The following is a 16,328-nucleotide window of genomic DNA, read 5'->3' as shown; positions in this document are numbered from 1 at the left end:
CCCTCACCTTTTTCCTCCTCGCCTGTTCACAGACCATGCAACCACGCCCGCATTACAAGTTCTGGCCCAAGCGCCTCCCGCATTCGATCACCGTCCCCGCGACCTCGCTGTGGCACAACCTGGCCACCTCGGCGGCGCGCTACCCCGACAAGGCCGCGCTGGTCTTCTTCGGCCGCGTGCTGAGCTACCGCGACGTGGCCGACCAGGTCGAGCGGCTGGCCGGCACGCTGCATGCGCTGGGCGTGCAGCGCGGCGACCGCGTGGTGCTGAACATGCAGAACTGTCCGCAGCTGGTGATCGCGCATTTCGCGATCCTGCGCGCCAATGCGGTCGTGGTGCCGGTCAATCCGATGAACCGGGCCGAAGAGCTCAAGCACTACATCGTCGACCCCGACGCCAAGGTGGCGATCACCACCGGCGACCTCGCGGCCGAGCTGGCCAAGGCCAGCGACGCACTGCCGCCCGAGCAGCGCCTGTCGCATCTCATCGTGAGCCAGTTCACCGACGCCTTCGATGCCGGCGTGACCGGCGACGACGCCCCCGCGCCGGCCTGGGCCGACTGGCTCGGCACGCGCCACCCGCTGCCCGCGCTGGCCGACGGCCAGGTCATGGCGTGGACCGACGCGCTCGCGGCCGGCCACCCGGCGCCCGCGCACGTGGTGGGCGCCAACGACATGGCGCTGCTGCCCTACACCAGCGGCACCACCGGCCTGCCCAAGGGCTGCGTGCATCACCATTCGAGCCTCATGCACAACGCGATGGCCGGCCAGCTCTGGGGTCAGGCGACGTCGGAGGCGGTGGTGCTGGCCGTGGTGCCGATGTTCCACATCACCGGCGTGGTGAGCATGATGCACACCTCGATCCTCGCGGCGGCCACGCTGGTCATCATGCCGCGCTGGGACCGCGACGTGGCGGGCCGGCTCATCTCGCGCTGGAAGGTCACGAGCTGGACCAACATCCCCACCATGGTCATCGACCTCATGGCCAGCCCCAACTTCGCGAGCTACGACCTCACGAGCATGACCCACATCGGCGGCGGCGGCGCCGCCATGCCGCAGGCCGTGGCGCAGCGCCTGTTCGAGCAGTACGGCCTGAAGTACCAGGAAGGCTACGGCCTCACCGAGACCGCCGCGCCCTCGCACACCAACCCCTCGGACCACCCCAAGCAGCAGTGCCTGGGCATCCCGTTCATGAGCACCGACGCGCGCGTGGTCGACCCCGACACGCTGCAGGAGATGCCCATCGGCGAATCGGGCGAGATCATCATCCACGGCCCCGAGGTGTTCCAGGGCTACTGGAAGCGCCCCGACGCCACCAAGTCCGCTTTTGTCGAGTTCGAGGGCAAGCGCTTCTTCCGCTCGGGCGACATGGGCCGCATGGACGAGGAGGGCTACTTCTTCATCACCGACCGCCTCAAACGCATGATCAACGCGAGCGGCTTCAAGGTGTGGCCGGCCGAGGTCGAGCTGCTGATGTTCCGCCACCCCGCGATCCAGGAGGCCTGCGTCATCTCGACCAAGGACGACTACCGCGGTGAATCGGTCAAGGCCGTGGTGGTGCTGCGCGCCACGCACAAGGACACGACCGAGCAGCAGATCATCGATTGGTGCCGCGAGAACATGGCGGTCTACAAGATTCCGCGCAAGGTGGAGTTCGTCGATGCGCTGCCCAAGAGCGGCAGTGGCAAGGTGATGTGGCGCCTGCTGCAGGAGAAGGAAGGCACGGCGGCCTGAGCCGCCGCCTTTGTCCTTGCTAGGGCTGGCGCGCGTAGCGCCCCGGTGCCTGGCCCACATGGCGGCTGAACGCCGTGCTGAACGTGCTGGCCGAGCTGTAGCCGACGCGCGCGGCCACCTCCGCCGGCGCGCAGCCGCCGCGGCGCAGCAGGTCCTTGGCGAGCGCCATGCGCCACGCCAGCAGGTATTCCATCGGTGGCACGCCCACGGCGCGCGAGAAACGCTCGAAGAAGGCCGAGCGCGAGAGCGCGGCCTTGCCGGCGAGTTCTTCCACCGTCCATGAACGCCCGGGGTCCGCGTGCATGTGCCGCACGGCGGCGGCCAGTCGGCTGTCCGCCAGCGCGCGCAGCAGCCCCGGCGGCGCGCCTTCGCCGGGCGCCGAGCGCAGCGCCTCGATCAGCAGCACCTCGACCAGCCGCCCGAGCACGAGGTCGCGCCCCGGCCGCTGCGCCAAGGACTCTTCGCGCACGAGCTGCACCAGCAGCGACAGCCGCGCGACGCCGCGCATGTGCAGCACCGAGGGCAGCAGCGACACCATCAGGGCGGCGTCGGGCGAATCGAAGGCGAAGTAGCCGCCGAGCATGCGCACGTCGGGCGGGCCCTGCCGGTCGCCGTGGCGAACCTCGTTGTGTGCGTCCTCGCGCGCCGCCTGTTCATGCGGGTCGAGAAACACCGGCGGCGCCGGCGTGAGTCCCGACAGCGTGAAGCCGGGCGTGGCCGGCATGAGCAGGAAGTCGCCGGCGGCCAGCGCCAGCGGCGGCTGCCCATCGACTGCCAGGATGCAGTCACCCTCGAGCATCGTGCAGAAGCTGGGCTGGCCGAAGGCGGTGTAGCGCACGGCCCAGGCGCCGGCGCCCGCGATCACCTTGGAATACACGGCACGCGGGCGAAGCAGCGCGATGACCTCGGCCAGGGGATCGGCCATGGCTGGACTCTTGCAAAAGAAATGGCGACGTTCGATGGTAGCAAGTCCGGTCGGTCGTCCCTATCGTTGGGGCTCTTCATCACCCACTTCCAAGGAACCCCATTGAAAACCGCACTGATCACCGGCTGCTCCTCCGGCTACGGCCTGGCCACCGCCCGCCACTTCCACGCTCAGGGCTGGCGCGTCGTCGCCACCATGCGCACACCGCGCGACGACCTCTTTCCCGACGCGCCGAACCTGCGCGTGCTGCCGCTCGACGTGACGCAGCCCGACAGCATCGCCGCCGCCATCGAGAACGCGGGCCCGATCGACGTGCTCGTGAACAACGCCGGCGTCGGTCTCTTCGGCGCCTTCGAGGCCACGCCCATGGCCACCGTGCGCGAGGTGTTCGAGACCAACACCTTCGGCATGATGGCCATGGCGCAGGCCGTGCTGCCGCAGTTCCGGGCGCGGCGCTCGGGGGTGCTGGTCAACGTCACCTCGACTGTCACGCTCGCGCCGATGCCGCTGGTGGCCGCGTACACCGCGAGCAAGACGGCGATCGAGGGCTTCACCGCCTCGCTCGCCTTCGAGCTGGCGGCGTTCGACGTGCGCGTGAAGCTCGTCGAGCCCGGCTACGGGCCCGGCACGCGGTTCACCGAGAACGGGGCGCAGCGCATGCAGGGCCTGATCCCGCCGGACTACGCGCCGCTGGCGCAGGGCGTCTTCGCGGCGCTGGGCAACCCCACGGCCGTGACCACGGCCGCCGACGTGGCCGAGGCCGTCTGGCGCGCCGCGAACGACTCGGATGCGACGCTGCGCTATCCGGCGGGCGCGGACGCGGTGGCGCTCGCGGCGGCCCGGCCGGCCTGAGCCACGCTGTCCGCAGTGCGGACAGGACGAGCAGGGCGGCACTGCGGCCTTTTTGCTTAAAATGAGAATAATTCTTATTTGTAGGCGGAGCCCCCGCCGCCGTGCCGCCCGCCATGTCCGCTGCCGAAGCCGCCTTCCAGCAAGTCCACACCCTCTACAGCGACCACCACGGCTGGCTGCAGTCGTGGCTGCGCAAGAAGCTCGGCAATTCGTGTGACGCGGCCGACCTGGCGCAGGACACCTTCGCGCGGCTGCTGACGGCGCGCAACCCCGAGGTCATCGTGCAGCCGCGCGCCTACCTCACGAGCGTGGCCAAGAACATCCTCGTGAACTGGTACCAGCGCCAGGCGCTGGAGCGGGCCTACCTCGAGGCGCTGGCCGTCATGCCCGAGCCCGAGGCGCCGTCGCCCGAGCAGCGGCTGGTGATCCTGCAGACGCTGCACGAGATCGACGCCATGCTCGACGCCCTCAAGCCGCTCGCGCGCCGGGCCTTCCTGCTGTCGCAGCTCGACGGCATGAAGTACGAGGACATCGCGCGCGAGCTGGGCGTGTCGCTCGTCACGGTCAAGCGCTACATGCAGCAGGGCTTCCGGGGGTGCTTGGCGGTGATGGCATGAGCGCCGCGCCGGGCCGCCCCAAGCAAGCGCGCGCCGAAGTGCGAAGCACGAAGGCATTCTGATGAGCGCCATGAATTTCGAGACATCGACGCTCGCCCCGCGCGTGCTCGACGAAGCGGCCGAATGGCTGATGCGGCTGCACGACAGCGCCGTCACCGACGAAGACCGCCGCGCCTGCGAGCGCTGGCGGCAGAGCCACCCCGACCACGCCCGCGCTTGGGCGCGCGCCGAGCAGCTGATGAACAAGCTCGGCGGCCTGCCGCCGGCGCTGGCGATGTCCTCGCTCGCGCGGCCCGCGCGCGGCAACGCGAACAACCGCCGCGCCACCCTCGGCCGGCTGGCCGCGCTGCTGGCGGCCGTGCCCGCCGGCTGGCTCGGCTGGCAGGCGGTCGAGATGGCGGGGGAACGCGGCTGGATGGCCGGGCACCGCACCGCCACCGGCGAGCGCCGCGAACTGCGGCTGGCCGACGGCAGCCGCCTCACGCTCAACACCGCCAGCGCAATCGATGTGCACTTCGACGGCACGCAGCGCCGCGTGGTGCTGCAGGCGGGCGAGATCTTCATCGCCACCGCGCCCGACCCCGCCGCCGCGCACCGCCCGTTCCGCGTGGCCAGCGCCGGCGGCACGCTGGAGGCCCTGGGCACGCGCTTCAGCGTGCGCAAGGAAGCAGGTGGCGCCACCCACATCGCCGTGCTCGAAGGCGCGGTGCGCATCACGCCCGAGCGCGCCGCCGCGCGCGTGCTGCCGGCGGGGCAGCAGGCCCGCTTCACGGCCGACGGCATCGACGACTTCCGCCCGACGGACGCCTCGGTGCTGGCGTGGACCCAAGGCATGTTGCTGGCCGACGGCATGCGGCTGGCCGACTTCGCTGCCGAGCTGTCGCGCTATCGCCCCGGCCTGCTGCAGTGCGACGCGGCGGTGGCCGAGCTGCGTGTCTCGGGCGCCTTTCCGCTGGCCGACACCGACGGCGTGCTGCGCATGCTGGTGTCGACCTATCCGGTGGATGCGGCCACGCGCCTGCGCGGCTACTGGGTCACGCTGGTGCCGCGTGCGGCACCCGAAGAGCGCGCGACGGGCGCTTCGAAAAATATATCGATCCGGGGGTGAGACTTTTTTTCGTTTCGGCTGGCAAGGAGGGTGAAGAACTCACCGTTGCCCAACCGAAAGGCCCGTCTCCATGTCTGCATCCCGCCCGTCCGCCTTGCGCCCGTTCGCAGAGCGCCGCCTGAACACCGTCCTTCGCCATGCCCTGGTGGCACTCGCCCTCGGCGGCCTGGCCGGCGCGGGAGGGCCGGCCTTCGCGCAGGCGTCGTCGTCCTCGCTCGACGCCGCCGTGTCCCGCGCCTACGACATTCCCGCCGGCCCGCTGGGCCGCACGCTCGCCGCCTTCGCGGCCGGCAACGGCATCGCGCTGTCGTTCGACCCCGCGCTGACGCAGGGGCGCAGCAGCCCCGCGGTGGCGGGCCGCTACACCGCGCGCGAAGCCATCGAGCGCCTGCTCGCGGGCAGCGGCCTGCAGGTGGTGGCGCGCACCGACGGCAGCTACACGCTGAACCGCCGCGAGGCCGGCACGCCCACCGCCGGGCACGCGGGGCAGGGCGGCATCGACACGCTCTCGCCCGTCACCGTCACGGCCGAGGCCGACCGCAGCGGCACCACCGAAGGCACCGGCGCCTACACCACGCGCGCCACGGCGGCGGCCACGGGGCTCGCGCTGTCGCCGCGCGAGACGCCGCAGTCGGTCACCGTCATCACGCGCCAGCAGATCGACGACCAGAACCTGCTGTCGCTCGGCCAGGCCATGCAGAGCGTGCCCGGCGTGTTCTCGGTGAGCTCCGACAGCGACCGCACCGACCTGTACGCGCGCGGCTTCTACATCGACAACTACCAGTACGACGGCGTGCCGACCACGGTCACCACCGACTTCTTCGGCGCTTCCACCAACGACCCGGTGCTGTACGACCGCATCGAGGTCGTGCGCGGCTCGACGGGGCTGCTCACCGGCGCGGGCAACCCCTCGGCCTCGGTCAACCTGGTGCGCAAGCACGCCGACAGCAAGGTGTTCGCCGGCAACGCATCGCTCGCGCTGGGTTCGTGGAACCTGCGCCGCGGCACCGTCGACCTGCAGACGCCGGTGACGAAAGACGGTCGCGTGCGCGCCCGCCTCATCGGCATGACGGAAGACCGCGACTCCTTCATCGACATGTACCACGGCCGCAAGCACGTGCTGTACGGCGTGGTCGATGCCGACCTCACGCCCAGCACCACGCTCAGCGTGGGCATCGAGTCGCAGGCCACGCGGCCCACCTCGTCGACCTGGGGCGGCCTGCCGCTGACCTTCAGCGACGGCACGGCCACGCGCTGGGACCGCTCCAAGACCGTCGGCACGCCGTGGACCCACTGGGACACGACCACCACCACCGCCTTCGCGAACCTCACGCACCAGTTCGACAACGGCTGGAAACTCAAGGCCAACGGCTCGCACCGGCAGAGCAAGCAGAACGCCAAGCTGCTGTACCTGTACGGCGACCTCGACCGTCTCACCGGCACCGGCCTGGGCTCGCTGCCCGGCTACTTCGAGCACCAGTTCCGCCAGAACAGCCTCGACCTGCAGGCCACCGGCCCGTTCAAGTTGCTGGGCCGCACGCACGAACTCGTGGTGGGCGTCAGCAACAGCCAGTCGCGCTACGTGGAGGCGAGCCATCCGCGCACCAGCCCGCTGCCCGACACCGGCAACTTCTACGACTGGAACGCCGCGTCGTACCCCGAGCCGGGCTGGGACCCGCTGAAGGTCTCGGCCATCACCAAGACGCGCCAGACCGGCTACTACGGCGCCGCGCGCCTGTCGCTGGCCGATTCGCTCAAGCTCATCGTGGGCGGGCGCCAGAACAGCTGGCGTTCCACGCGCCTGACCGCCGACGCACCGGCCACGCGCAAGCACGAGGTGTTCACGCCCTACGCGGGCCTGGTGTACGACCTGAGCGAGAACTACTCGGTGTACGCGAGCTACACCGACATCTTCCAGCCGCAGAACTACCGCGACGCCAGCGGCGCCTACCTCGACCCGGTGACCGGCAAGAGCTACGAGATCGGCCTCAAGGGCGAGCACCTGAATGGCAAGCTCAACACCTCCATCGCCGTCTTCCGCGCCGAGCAGGAGAACGTGGCGCAGCGCGACGGCACGAAGCTCGTGCCCAACTCGAGCGAAGGCGCCTACTACGGTGCGCGCGGCGTGACCAGCAAGGGCATCGAGCTGCAGGTGTCGGGCGAACTGGCCCGGGGCTGGCAGCTGAACGCGGGCATCGCGCGCACGCTGGGCCGCGAAGGCAACGGCAACCGCATCAACACCGCCATGCCGACCACGCAGGCCACGCTGTTCACCACCTACCGGCTGCCCGGCGCGTGGCACCGGCTCACGCTGGGCGGCGGCGTCAACTGGCAGAACCGCACCTACTACGCGTACAGCGTGGGCGATGTCGACCTGCGCTACCAGCAGGGCTCGCGCGCGGTCGTGAGCCTGATGGCGCGCTACGCCTTCACGCCCAGGCTGGCGCTGCAGCTGAACATCGAGAACCTCTTCGACAAGAAGTACTACAGCAACATCGACGGGCAGGCCTACTTCGGCACGCCGCGCAACGCGGTGGCGACGCTGAGCTACGCGTTCTGACCGGGAAAGAGCGGGGGGCATGACCCTTTTTTCGTTCTCGTTTGTCATGTAGGGGAGGGGCGCATGTCCGCGCCCCGTTTTCCGGTCCCCGATGAACACCCGCACCTCCTCCTTTTCTCCCGCCCTGCGGCTGCTGTCCCGCGTCGCGGCCGCCGTGTTCGGCGGCTACGCGCTGGCCTCGGCCGCCGCCGTCTTCCTGGCCGCCGTGCTGCCGGCCGGCCCCGCCGAGGCCGCGCTCGGGGGCATGCAGTTCAGCTTCGCGGTCTACACCGTCGCCGTGATCTGGGCGTTCGCGCCCGTGTCGCTGCCGCGTGCGTGGGCCGGCCTGCTGCTGCCGGCCGTGGTGCTGGCCGGGCTCGGCCTGGCATTGCGCGGCGCGGGAGGCGGGGCATGAGCACGAAGACACCCAAGGCGCCGTCGCAGGGCGGCTTCCGCCAGGCCCAGGCCTGGCTGCACACCTGGTGCGGCCTGTGGTTCTCGTGGCTGCTGTTCGCGGTGTTCCTCACCGGCACGCTGGCCGTGTTCGACGAGCCCATCACCCACTGGATGACGCCGGAGCACCACGCCGAGGAAGCCGCCGCGGCGGCCAAGAAGGAGAAGGGCGAGCCCACGGCCGACCGCGCGCAGCGCCTGGCCTGGGGCATGGCCTACATGGCCGAGCACCACCCGGGCGCCTCGATGTGGGAGCTGTGGCCTTCGGACGCGCAGGGCGGTGGCGAGCTGCGGGTGTTCTGGTTCGACGCCAACCGGCAGTACGCAGGCGTCGCGCTCGACCCCGCCACCGGCAAGCCGTTGAAGGAAGACGGCGGCCACGCGGCGCGTGCCACGCTGGGTGGGCATCACTTCGTCGACTTCCACTACGAGCTGCACGCCGGCACCGTCGGCCTGTGGATCGTCGGCATCGCCGCCATGGCGATGCTGGTGGCGCTGGTGTCGGGCGTCATCACGCACAAGCGCATCTTCAAGGACTTCTTCACCTTCCGGCCGAAGAAAGGCCAGCGCAGCTGGCTCGATGCGCACAACGCCGTGGCGGTGCTGACCTTGCCCTTCCAGTTCATGATCGCCTACACCGGCCTCGTGATCTCGGGCACCAGCTTCATGCCGGCCCCCAAGGTCTTGCACTACGGCACCGGCCCGCAGGCGCAGGTGCGCTTCGTCTCCGAGCTGGGCGACAGCGACAAGCCCGCCGCCACCGGCCGCGCGATGCCCGTGCCCGTGCTCGAACCCTTCGCGGCGCGCGGCCAGGAGCGCATGGGCCAGCCGGTGCGCGCGGTCGTCATCGATCATCCGGGCGACGCGGCTGCGCGCATCGGCGTGTACGGCTGGAATGGCGACGACGAATCCGCGCGCCGGCTCAGCGCCACCACCGGCATGGTGCAGTTCTCGGCCGCCACCGGCGAGGTGCAGCGCGTGCGCCTGCCGGGCGCCGCGGACGGAGGGGCCGCCATGCTCGCGCAGTCGGCCATGGGCGGGCTGCACATGGTCACCTTCGGCGGCTGGCCGATGAAGTGGCTCTACTTCCTGTGCGGGCTCGCGGGCACCGCGATGATGGGTTCGGGCGCCGTGCTGTTCATCGTCAAGCGCCGCCAGAAGCACCTGGGCGAGTTCGGTGGCGCGACGGCGCGGGTCTACCGGCTGGTCGAAGCGCTGAACGTCGCGGCCATCGCCGGCCTGGCGATCGCCTGCGTGGGCTACCTGTGGGCCAACCGGCTGGTGCCGGTCGGCATCGGGCACCGCGCGGACCGCGAACTGCAGGTCTTCTTCGCGCTGTGGGCGCTGGCGCTGGTGCATGCCTTCGTGCGCTCGCCGGCGCGCGCGTGGCGCGAGCAGCTCGGTGCGCTGGCCGCGCTGTGCCTGCTGCTGCCGGTGCTCAACTTCGTGACCACGGGCGATCACCTGCTGGCGCAGCTGTCGCGCAGCGATTGGGAAAGCCTCGGCGTCGAACTGGGCGTGGTGGCCTTCGGGCTTGCGGCGCTGGGCGCGCTGCGCCATCTGCTGCGAAAGGCGGCGCGATGACGACGGCATGGGCTTCGTTGCTTGGCCTTGCGCTGGCGTATGCAGGCATGTCGTGCCTGAGCTTTGCCATGGACCGGCACCACGAGCAGCTGACGCGCGGACGCGAAGTGCCCGCGCGCCGGCGCACGGGCTTGCGCGCGATCGGCATGGTGCTGCTGGCAGCGGCCATCGTGCCCTGCGTGATGGCGTGGGGCCCTACGGTCGGGACGGTCGCCTGGCTGGGCTTCCTGTCGGCCGGTGCGTTGCCGGTGGCGCTGCTGTTGCCGTACCGCCCACGCACCGTGGCGTGGGGCGCCGGCGCTGCCGCCGTGGCCGGTGGTGCGGGGCTTGCGCCGGTGCTGGCGGCGCTGCTGCGCTGAGGTCAGTCCACCTTGATGGCTGCGGCCTTGACCACCTGCTGCGCCTTCGCGGTCTCGTCGGCAATGAACTTGTTGAACTGCGCGGAGGGCATGGTGAAGGGCTCGGCGCCGAGCTTCTCCAGCCGGTCCTTCAGTTCGGGCGAGACCATGATCTTCGCGACCTCGGCCTGCAGCCGCTCCACCACGGGCTGCGGCGTTTTGGCGGGCGCGAACAGGCCGACCCAGAACAGGTAGGCCGAGCCCGGCACGCCGGCTTCCACGGTGGTGGGCGCGTCGGGCAGGGCGGACGAGCGACCGGCGGTGCCCACGGCCAGTGCCTTGAGCTTGCCGCTCTTGATCAGCGGCAGTGCCGACACCATCGGCGCGAAGAACCAGTCGACGCGCCCGGCCATCACCTCGGTCATGGCCTCGGGCGTGCCGCGAAAGGGCACATGCTGCGCATCGACGCCGGCCGCGAGGCGGAACACCTCGGCGTTCATGTGCGTGGCCGAGCCGTTACCCGCGGAGCCGTAGTTCAGCCCGCCGGGCTTGGCCTTCACCTTGGCCACGAGGTCTTTCACGTCGGTGAAGTGCGAAGGCGCGGTCACCAGCACGTTGGGCAGGCTGGCCATCGGCGTCACGCCCGTGAAGTCCTTCAGCGTGTCGTACGACAGGCCCTTGTAGATCCACGGGTTCACGAGATGGCCGGCCGAATGCACCAGCAGCGTGTAGCCGTCGGCCGGCGCCTTGGCGGCGATGGCCGCGCCCAGCGTGCCGCCCGCGCCGGGGCGGTTGTCGACGATCACGCTGGTGCCCAGCGCGGGTCCCAGCTTCTCGGCGACCAGGCGCGCGACGATGTCGGTGCCGCTGCCTGCCGTGAAGGGCACGACCAGCTTGATCGGTTGCGTGCCCGGCCAGGGGCCTTGTGCATGGGCGCCGCCGAGCGTGCAGGCCGCGAGTGCCGCGGCGATCGTGAGCGCCTGTCGGCGGCTCCAGGGGAATGTCTTCTTCATGCGTCTTGTCTCCGTTGATTGGTTGGTGCGAGCGATGAATGACTGACTGGGAAAGGAGCACGCTAGGCGGGCGGTGCGTTCGCCATCACCAGCGCCACCAGCACCGGGCGGTTGCCGCGGTTCTCGAGCTGGCGCTTCTCGCCGGGCGCGAAGCGGCAGCTGTCGTAGGGCAGCAGCACGTCTTCCTGGTGCGCGCCGTCGAGTTCGCCGACGACGTGCAGCTCGCCCTCGAGCACGAGGTAGAGTTTTTCCATCGGCGAGCCGTCCAGCCCGGTTCGGCCGCCGGGCAGGATCTGGCTCATGCCCATCCACATCTGCGTCGAGGGGCCGGCCTCCTTGCCCTGCAGGCGCAGGCAGCGCATGTCGAAGTGGTTGGGCGCCTCGTAGTGCGGCGCCTCGCTGAAACGGGTCACATGCATGGTGGGTGTCCTCGGGGGTCAGGGGCGCAGCACGACGCGGTCGGTGCTGCCCGACAGCACCAGCCGGTAGGCGTCGATCGCTTCGTCGAGCGCGAAGTGGCGTGCCACGGGAAAGGGCTTCAGCGTGCCGCGCTCGAAGCCCTCGCGCATCGCGTCGAGCTGCGCGGTGGAGGCGACGCAGTCCATCGCCAGCGAGTCGATGCCCACGTAGGTGTGCATGCCGCGGTAGAACGCGAAGATGTCGAAGGGCACCGCGCGGTCGTGCGTGGCGATGAAGATCTGCGTGGCCCCCTTGGCCATTGCCTTGTTGGCGGCCTCGAAGTAGGCGCTGCCCACGGTGTTGTAGACGATGTGCGCGCCGCGCCCGTCGGTGAGTTCGCGCACCTGCGCGCCCACGTCGGCGTGGTGGCGAGCATCGACCACGTCGACCGGCGCGCTCGCGAACCCCGCGAAGGGCCCCGGGCCGCGCTGCACCGCGATCACGCGCGCGCCGGCCTGTGCGGCCAGTTGCACCGCCGCCTGCCCGACCTTGCCGTTGGCGCCCAGCACCAGCACCGTCTGGCCCGCCTGCGGCATGCCGCAGCGCCGGAAGCCCTCGTAGGCCGTGACGAAGGGCACGCCCACCGCGCCGGCCTCGTCCATCGAGATGCCCTGGGGCTTGGCGCGCAGCGCCGCTTCGGGCAGCACGAGGTAGCGCGCATGCGAGCCGTCGCGCGTGATGCCGACATCGCCGCCCGAGCCGTAGACCTCGCGGCCGATCCATTCCGAAGGGCCGCTCACGACGGTGCCCGCGAAGTCGCGGCCCGGCGTGCGCGGCCAGACGGCCTGCGGCATCAGGCCCAGCGCGGCCTTCACGTCGCTCGGGTTCACGGCGGCGGCGGCCACGCGCACCACGGCATGGCCGGGCGGCGCCACGGGCTCGGGTTGCGGCGCGGCCTCCAGGTGCAGCGCCTCGGGGTTGGCGGCCTTGCCGTTCACGCGCAGGGCGCGCGGTTCATGAAGGATGGCGCTCATCGTGCGGCTCCCTGAACGGCGCGGGTGTCGGCCAGTCCCAGCATCGCGCGGGCCTCGCGCGGGTTGGCGACCTCGCCGCCCAGGCTGCGCAGGATGTCGCGCGCCTTCGCCACGAGCTGCGCGTTGCTTTCGGCCAGCACGCCTTTCTCGAGGTAGATGTTGTCTTCCATGCCCACGCGCACGTGGCCGCCCAGCAGCCATGACTGCGCGACGATCGGGAACTCCGTGCGGCCGATGCCGAAGGCGCTCCAGAAGGCGCCGCGCGGCAGCAGGTTGCGCGCATAGAGCAGCGTCTCGGGCGTGGGCGCAAAGCCGTACTTCACGCCGAGCACGAAGGTCCACATCGCGGGCCCGTTGAGCGTGCCGTCGGCGATGAGGTCCAGCGCCAGGTGGATGTCGCCCGAGTCGAAGATCTCCAGCTCGGGCTTCACGCCGGCCTCGCGCATCACCTTCGCCATGCGGCGCACGTTCCTCGGCGTGTTGATCACCACGTCGGGGCCGGAGTTCATGGTGTTGAGGTCGAGCGAGCACACGTCGGGCCGGAGCAGCGCGATGTGCTCCACGCGCTTTTCGGGCGGCAGCAGCGTGGTGCCCGGCGCGGCGATCTTCGGATCGTCCTCGCTCGGAATGAAGCGCCCGCCCGGCCCGGTCGTGAGGTTCACGATCAGCTCGCGGTTCTCGCGGCGGATGCGGTCGACCACCTCGCGGTACAGCTCGACCTCCATCGAGGGCTTGCCCGTCTCGGGGTGGCGCACATGGATGTGCACCTGCGCCGCGCCGGCTTCGGCGGCGGCCAGGCATTCGTCGGCGATCTGCACCGGCGTGATCGGCAGGTGCGGCGTCTGCTCGGGCTTCACGAGGTTGCCCGTGACGGCGCAGGTGATGAGCGTCTTCGCGTTGTTCACAGGTGGCGCCCTCCGTCGACCACGATGCGCGTGCCGGTGACGAAGCGCAGCGTGGTGGCCAGCGCTTCCACGGTGGCCGCCACGTCGTCGGGCTTGCCGATGCGTCCCAGCGGCGTGGTGCTGGCCATCTTGTCGGCGAACTCGGCGCCGCGCCCGGGCACGAAGCCCGACTCGACCGCGCCCGGCGACACCGACACCACGCGCACCGCCGGCGCCAGCGCCTTGGCCAGCGCATCGCCCACCACGTCGAGCCCGGCCTTGGCCGCGACGTACGCGAGGTTGCTGCCCACGCCCGTGAAGCCGGCAATGGACGAGATGTTGACCACCAGCCCGTCGCCGGTGGCCTTGAGCATCGGCGCGAAGGCGCGGATGGTGGCGAACACGCCGCGGAAGTTGGCGCGCAGCAGGTCGTCGATGAGTTCGTCGGTCAGCGCATCGAGGTCGCCGGCCGGCACGGGCTGCGTGTGGCCCGCGCTGTTGACCAGGATGTCGCAGCGCCCGTGCGCGGCCTTCACCTCGGCGGCGGCGGCCTGCAGGCTCGGCGTGTCGACGATGTCGGCGCGGATCGCGCCGTGGCGCTGGCCACTGTCCGAGGGCAGGGCGGCGGCGCGCGCGGCGGCGTTGTCGTCGCCACCGCGGTGCAGCAGCACGCAGGTGGCGCCCAGCGCGGCCAGGCGCGTGGCCGTGGCGTAGCCGATGGCGCCGAGGCCGCCGGTGATGACGGCGATCTTGCCGTGGAGTCGGGATTGGGGATCGAAGCTCATGGGATGAAGGGAAGTTGCGGAATCAGGGGATCGGCGGGCGGGGGAACTTCATTTCTCCCGGTTCGAGCTGGAAGTCGTACTGCAGCGTCGCGCTACCGCCGTCGGGCGCGAGCGCGAAGCGGCCGATGAGCTGGCGCGTCACGCCGAAGGTCGGGTCGCTCTCCAGGTTCTCGTCGTCGTCGGCGAACACCTGCGTGACCAGCACCTTGTGGCCCGGCTTGCTCAGCATGAAGTGCAGGTGCGCGGGACGGTTCGGGTGGCGTTGCTGTGCGCGCAGCAGCACGCCGCACGGCCCGTCGGTGGGCACCGGGTAGCCGGCAGGGCGCACGCTGCGGAAATGGAAGCGGCCTTGCGTGTCGGTGGTGAAGCGTCCGCGCAGGTTCATGTCGTCCTGTTCCGGGTCCTGGTTCTCGTAGAGCCCGACCGGCGAGGCCTGCCACACGTCGACCGTGACATCGGCCATCGGCTGTCCGCTCACGTCGCGCACCGTGCCCGTCACCTCCAGCGGCGTGCCGGGCGTGCCCGAGCGCGCGATGCTCTCGCCCGCCGCGCAGGCCGGCGAGTTGGCGCGCCAGAAGGGGCCCAGCAGCGCGGCCGGCGATTCGCCGTGCGGGTCCTGGTTGTTCTGCAGCGCCACCACCGTGGACACGCCCAGGATGTCGGCCGCCAGCACCACCTCGTTCTTGGTCTCGCCCGTGGCGTGGCCGATGGCGACGATGAATTCGAGCGCCTGCTCGAACTCCTCCTCGGTCAGCCTCACCTCCTGGACGAAGGCGTGCAGGTGGCGCGTGAGCGCGTCCATCACGGTGCGCAGGCGCGGATCGGGGGTGCGTTGCATGGCGTCGAGCGCAAAGCCGAGCACCGAATCGGGGGAGGTGGCGATGTTCATCTGCAATCCTTGCAATCGTTTGCATGATCTTAAGGCAGATTCAGGAAAAGTAAAATGGAGGGTATCCGGGATGTCAGAATGGGAATTCGCCAACCATGGCGCGCCGGATGACCAACAATCGTTTGCACCAATGAGCACCCATCCCCCCTCCAGCCCCGTCACCATCCGCGACGTCGCCCGTGCCGCCGGGGTGCATGTGTCGACCGTGTCGCGCGCGCTCAGCCCCGAGAAGCGCTCGCTGATCAGCGACGAGGTGCTGCGCGTGGTCGAGGAGGCCGCGCAGCGCCTGGGCTACCGGCCCAACCGCGCGGCCTCGGCGCTGCGCACGGGCCGCACGCACACCATCGGCGTGCTGGTGCCCGACATCACCAACGCGGTGTTCCCGCCGATCCTGCAGGGCATCGAGGCCAGCGCGGCCGCGCGCGGCTACTTCGTGTTCGTCACCAACGTGGTCGACCCGGCGCTCGCGCGGCCGGTGCTCGAACGCATGCTGGCGCAGCGCGTGGACGGCGTGATCCTGGCCACCGCCACGCGCGACGACCCGCTGGTCGACTTCGTCGCCAAGGCCGGCATGACCGCGGTGCTGGTCAACCGCGCCGACGAGACTGGCCGCCTGCCCGCCGTGGTGAGCGACGACCGGCTGGCGATGAAGCTCGCGGTCGACCACCTCGTGGGCCTGGGCCACAAGCGCATCGCGCACCTCGCGGGGCCGCAGACCATCCCTACCGGCGTGGGCCGTTTGCTGGGCGTGGAGCAGGCGCTGCGCGACCACCGCATGAAGCCGGCGCGCATCGTCGAGTGCGCGAGCTACAGCCGCGAGGCGGGCGCGGCAGCGATGAAGCAGATGCTCGCGGCCGGCGCCGCGCCGCAGGCCGTGGTCTGCTGCAACGACCTCGTGGCGCTGGGCGCCTACGACGCGCTGCGCGAGGCCGGCCTGCGCGTGCCGAAGGACATCTCGATCACCGGCCACAACGACATGCCGCTGGTCGACATGGTCGATCCGCCGCTCACCACCATCCGGCTGCCGCACCGCGAACTCGGCTGGCGCGCGGCCGAGATGCTGTTCGAGGAGATCGACGGGCAGGCGCTCTCGGCCTCCACCGTGGTGCTGCGCCCGGAGCTGGTGGTGCGCAAGTCGACGGCCGCGCCGGCCGCACGCTGAACGAAGACGAAAA

At 70.8% G+C, this 16,328-nt stretch carries 16 protein-coding genes; 9 read left to right on the top strand and 7 right to left on the bottom strand.

The genetic code is table 11. From position 1 onward, the window contains the following. Window positions 1-35: 35 nt before the first annotated feature. Window positions 36-1,733, top strand: coding sequence for a long-chain fatty acid--CoA ligase (locus AC57B8_RS05810; protein ID WP_062475913.1), 1,698 nt, complete (start codon window positions 36-38; stop codon window positions 1,731-1,733). Window positions 1,734-1,752: 19 nt separating this feature from the next. Here AC57B8_RS05810 and AC57B8_RS05805 read toward each other — a convergent pair whose 3' ends face one another. Continuing rightward, a complete protein-coding gene (locus tag AC57B8_RS05805; protein ID WP_496478941.1) occupies window positions 1,753-2,658 on the bottom strand; it encodes an AraC family transcriptional regulator in 906 nt (301 codons plus the stop codon). Window positions 2,659-2,760: 102 nt separating this feature from the next. Here AC57B8_RS05805 and AC57B8_RS05800 point away from each other — a divergent pair, with 102 nt between their 5' ends. The 7 genes from AC57B8_RS05800 (at window position 2,761) to AC57B8_RS05770 (ending at window position 10,170) form a co-directional block, all read left to right on the top strand. Further along, the gene (locus AC57B8_RS05800; protein ID WP_496478940.1) at window positions 2,761-3,510 is read left to right on the top strand and encodes an SDR family oxidoreductase; all 750 of its coding nucleotides are present in this window, start codon (window positions 2,761-2,763) and stop codon (window positions 3,508-3,510) included. Window positions 3,511-3,623: 113 nt separating this feature from the next. Further along, window positions 3,624-4,127: a sigma-70 family RNA polymerase sigma factor gene (locus AC57B8_RS05795; protein ID WP_070062515.1), complete on the top strand. Its 504-nt coding sequence runs from the start codon at window positions 3,624-3,626 to the stop codon at window positions 4,125-4,127. A 61-nt stretch (window positions 4,128-4,188) separates the two neighbouring features. Beyond that, a complete protein-coding gene (locus tag AC57B8_RS05790) occupies window positions 4,189-5,235 on the top strand; it encodes a FecR domain-containing protein (RefSeq protein WP_496478939.1) in 1,047 nt (348 codons plus the stop codon). 70 nt (window positions 5,236-5,305) lie between these two features. Continuing rightward, complete coding sequence (gene fhuE, locus AC57B8_RS05785; protein WP_496478938.1) at window positions 5,306-7,795, top strand: ferric-rhodotorulic acid/ferric-coprogen receptor FhuE; 2,490 nt, start codon at window positions 5,306-5,308, stop codon at window positions 7,793-7,795. Window positions 7,796-7,886: 91 nt separating this feature from the next. Then, window positions 7,887-8,189 (top strand): DUF3649 domain-containing protein, encoded by a 303-nt coding sequence (locus AC57B8_RS05780; RefSeq protein WP_095948980.1) that lies wholly within the window; start codon window positions 7,887-7,889, stop codon window positions 8,187-8,189. Continuing rightward, window positions 8,186-9,811, top strand: a complete 1,626-nt coding sequence (locus AC57B8_RS05775) for a PepSY-associated TM helix domain-containing protein (RefSeq protein ID WP_496478937.1) — start codon at window positions 8,186-8,188, stop codon at window positions 9,809-9,811. The genes AC57B8_RS05780 and AC57B8_RS05775 overlap by 4 nt, the downstream gene beginning before the upstream one ends. Next, on the top strand, window positions 9,808-10,170 hold the full coding sequence (locus tag AC57B8_RS05770) for a DUF3325 domain-containing protein (protein ID WP_496478936.1): 363 nt from the start codon (window positions 9,808-9,810) through the stop codon (window positions 10,168-10,170). The genes AC57B8_RS05775 and AC57B8_RS05770 overlap by 4 nt, the downstream gene beginning before the upstream one ends. A gap of 2 nt (window positions 10,171-10,172) precedes the next feature. Here AC57B8_RS05770 and AC57B8_RS05765 read toward each other — a convergent pair whose 3' ends face one another. From AC57B8_RS05765 to AC57B8_RS05740, 6 genes are all read right to left on the bottom strand, one after another. After that, window positions 10,173-11,162, bottom strand: a complete 990-nt coding sequence (locus AC57B8_RS05765) for a Bug family tripartite tricarboxylate transporter substrate binding protein (RefSeq protein ID WP_496478935.1) — start codon at window positions 11,160-11,162, stop codon at window positions 10,173-10,175. A 62-nt stretch (window positions 11,163-11,224) separates the two neighbouring features. Continuing rightward, window positions 11,225-11,581: a cupin domain-containing protein gene (locus tag AC57B8_RS05760; protein WP_062482150.1), complete on the bottom strand. Its 357-nt coding sequence runs from the start codon at window positions 11,579-11,581 to the stop codon at window positions 11,225-11,227. 18 nt (window positions 11,582-11,599) lie between these two features. Then, window positions 11,600-12,595 carry a quinone oxidoreductase family protein gene (locus AC57B8_RS05755; RefSeq protein WP_496478934.1) on the bottom strand — a complete coding sequence of 332 codons (996 nt, stop codon included), beginning with the start codon at window positions 12,593-12,595 and terminating at the stop codon, window positions 11,600-11,602. Beyond that, on the bottom strand, window positions 12,592-13,500 hold the full coding sequence (locus AC57B8_RS05750; RefSeq protein WP_496478933.1) for a beta-keto acid cleavage family enzyme: 909 nt from the start codon (window positions 13,498-13,500) through the stop codon (window positions 12,592-12,594). The genes AC57B8_RS05755 and AC57B8_RS05750 overlap by 4 nt, the downstream gene beginning before the upstream one ends. Next, window positions 13,497-14,264, bottom strand: a complete 768-nt coding sequence (locus AC57B8_RS05745; RefSeq protein WP_095746212.1) for an SDR family NAD(P)-dependent oxidoreductase — start codon at window positions 14,262-14,264, stop codon at window positions 13,497-13,499. Before AC57B8_RS05745 ends, AC57B8_RS05750 begins: the two co-directional genes overlap by 4 nt. Before the next feature lie 22 nt (window positions 14,265-14,286). Then, window positions 14,287-15,153 carry a dioxygenase family protein gene (locus AC57B8_RS05740; RefSeq protein ID WP_496478932.1) on the bottom strand — a complete coding sequence of 289 codons (867 nt, stop codon included), beginning with the start codon at window positions 15,151-15,153 and terminating at the stop codon, window positions 14,287-14,289. Window positions 15,154-15,283: 130 nt separating this feature from the next. Between AC57B8_RS05740 and AC57B8_RS05735 the strand changes: the two genes are divergently transcribed. Then, the gene (locus AC57B8_RS05735; RefSeq protein ID WP_062477653.1) at window positions 15,284-16,315 is read left to right on the top strand and encodes a LacI family DNA-binding transcriptional regulator; all 1,032 of its coding nucleotides are present in this window, start codon (window positions 15,284-15,286) and stop codon (window positions 16,313-16,315) included. Window positions 16,316-16,328 lie beyond the last annotated feature (13 nt).

It is taken from the genome of Variovorax sp. BGA-UO-ETr-C22 (assembly GCF_059567965.1).
Note: the sequence above shows the minus strand (reverse complement) of the source record. Positions and strands in the feature narration are given on the sequence as shown.

Coding starts and splice junctions, on each gene's coding strand:
- AC57B8_RS05760 (WP_062482150.1), bottom strand. CDS start 11,581: ATGCATGTGACCCGTTTCAGCGAGGCGCCGCACTACGAGGCGCCCAAC.
- AC57B8_RS05795 (WP_070062515.1), top strand. CDS start 3,624: ATGTCCGCTGCCGAAGCCGCCTTCCAGCAAGTCCACACCCTCTACAGC.
- AC57B8_RS05810 (WP_062475913.1), top strand. CDS start 36: ATGCAACCACGCCCGCATTACAAGTTCTGGCCCAAGCGCCTCCCGCAT.
- AC57B8_RS05765 (WP_496478935.1), bottom strand. CDS start 11,162: ATGAAGAAGACATTCCCCTGGAGCCGCCGACAGGCGCTCACGATCGCC.
- AC57B8_RS05780 (WP_095948980.1), top strand. CDS start 7,887: ATGAACACCCGCACCTCCTCCTTTTCTCCCGCCCTGCGGCTGCTGTCC.
- AC57B8_RS05775 (WP_496478937.1), top strand. CDS start 8,186: ATGAGCACGAAGACACCCAAGGCGCCGTCGCAGGGCGGCTTCCGCCAG.
- fhuE (WP_496478938.1), top strand. CDS start 5,306: ATGTCTGCATCCCGCCCGTCCGCCTTGCGCCCGTTCGCAGAGCGCCGC.
- AC57B8_RS05755 (WP_496478934.1), bottom strand. CDS start 12,595: ATGAGCGCCATCCTTCATGAACCGCGCGCCCTGCGCGTGAACGGCAAG.
- AC57B8_RS05745 (WP_095746212.1), bottom strand. CDS start 14,264: ATGAGCTTCGATCCCCAATCCCGACTCCACGGCAAGATCGCCGTCATC.
- AC57B8_RS05805 (WP_496478941.1), bottom strand. CDS start 2,658: ATGGCCGATCCCCTGGCCGAGGTCATCGCGCTGCTTCGCCCGCGTGCC.
- AC57B8_RS05770 (WP_496478936.1), top strand. CDS start 9,808: ATGACGACGGCATGGGCTTCGTTGCTTGGCCTTGCGCTGGCGTATGCA.
- AC57B8_RS05735 (WP_062477653.1), top strand. CDS start 15,284: ATGAGCACCCATCCCCCCTCCAGCCCCGTCACCATCCGCGACGTCGCC.
- AC57B8_RS05790 (WP_496478939.1), top strand. CDS start 4,189: ATGAGCGCCATGAATTTCGAGACATCGACGCTCGCCCCGCGCGTGCTC.
- AC57B8_RS05740 (WP_496478932.1), bottom strand. CDS start 15,153: ATGAACATCGCCACCTCCCCCGATTCGGTGCTCGGCTTTGCGCTCGAC.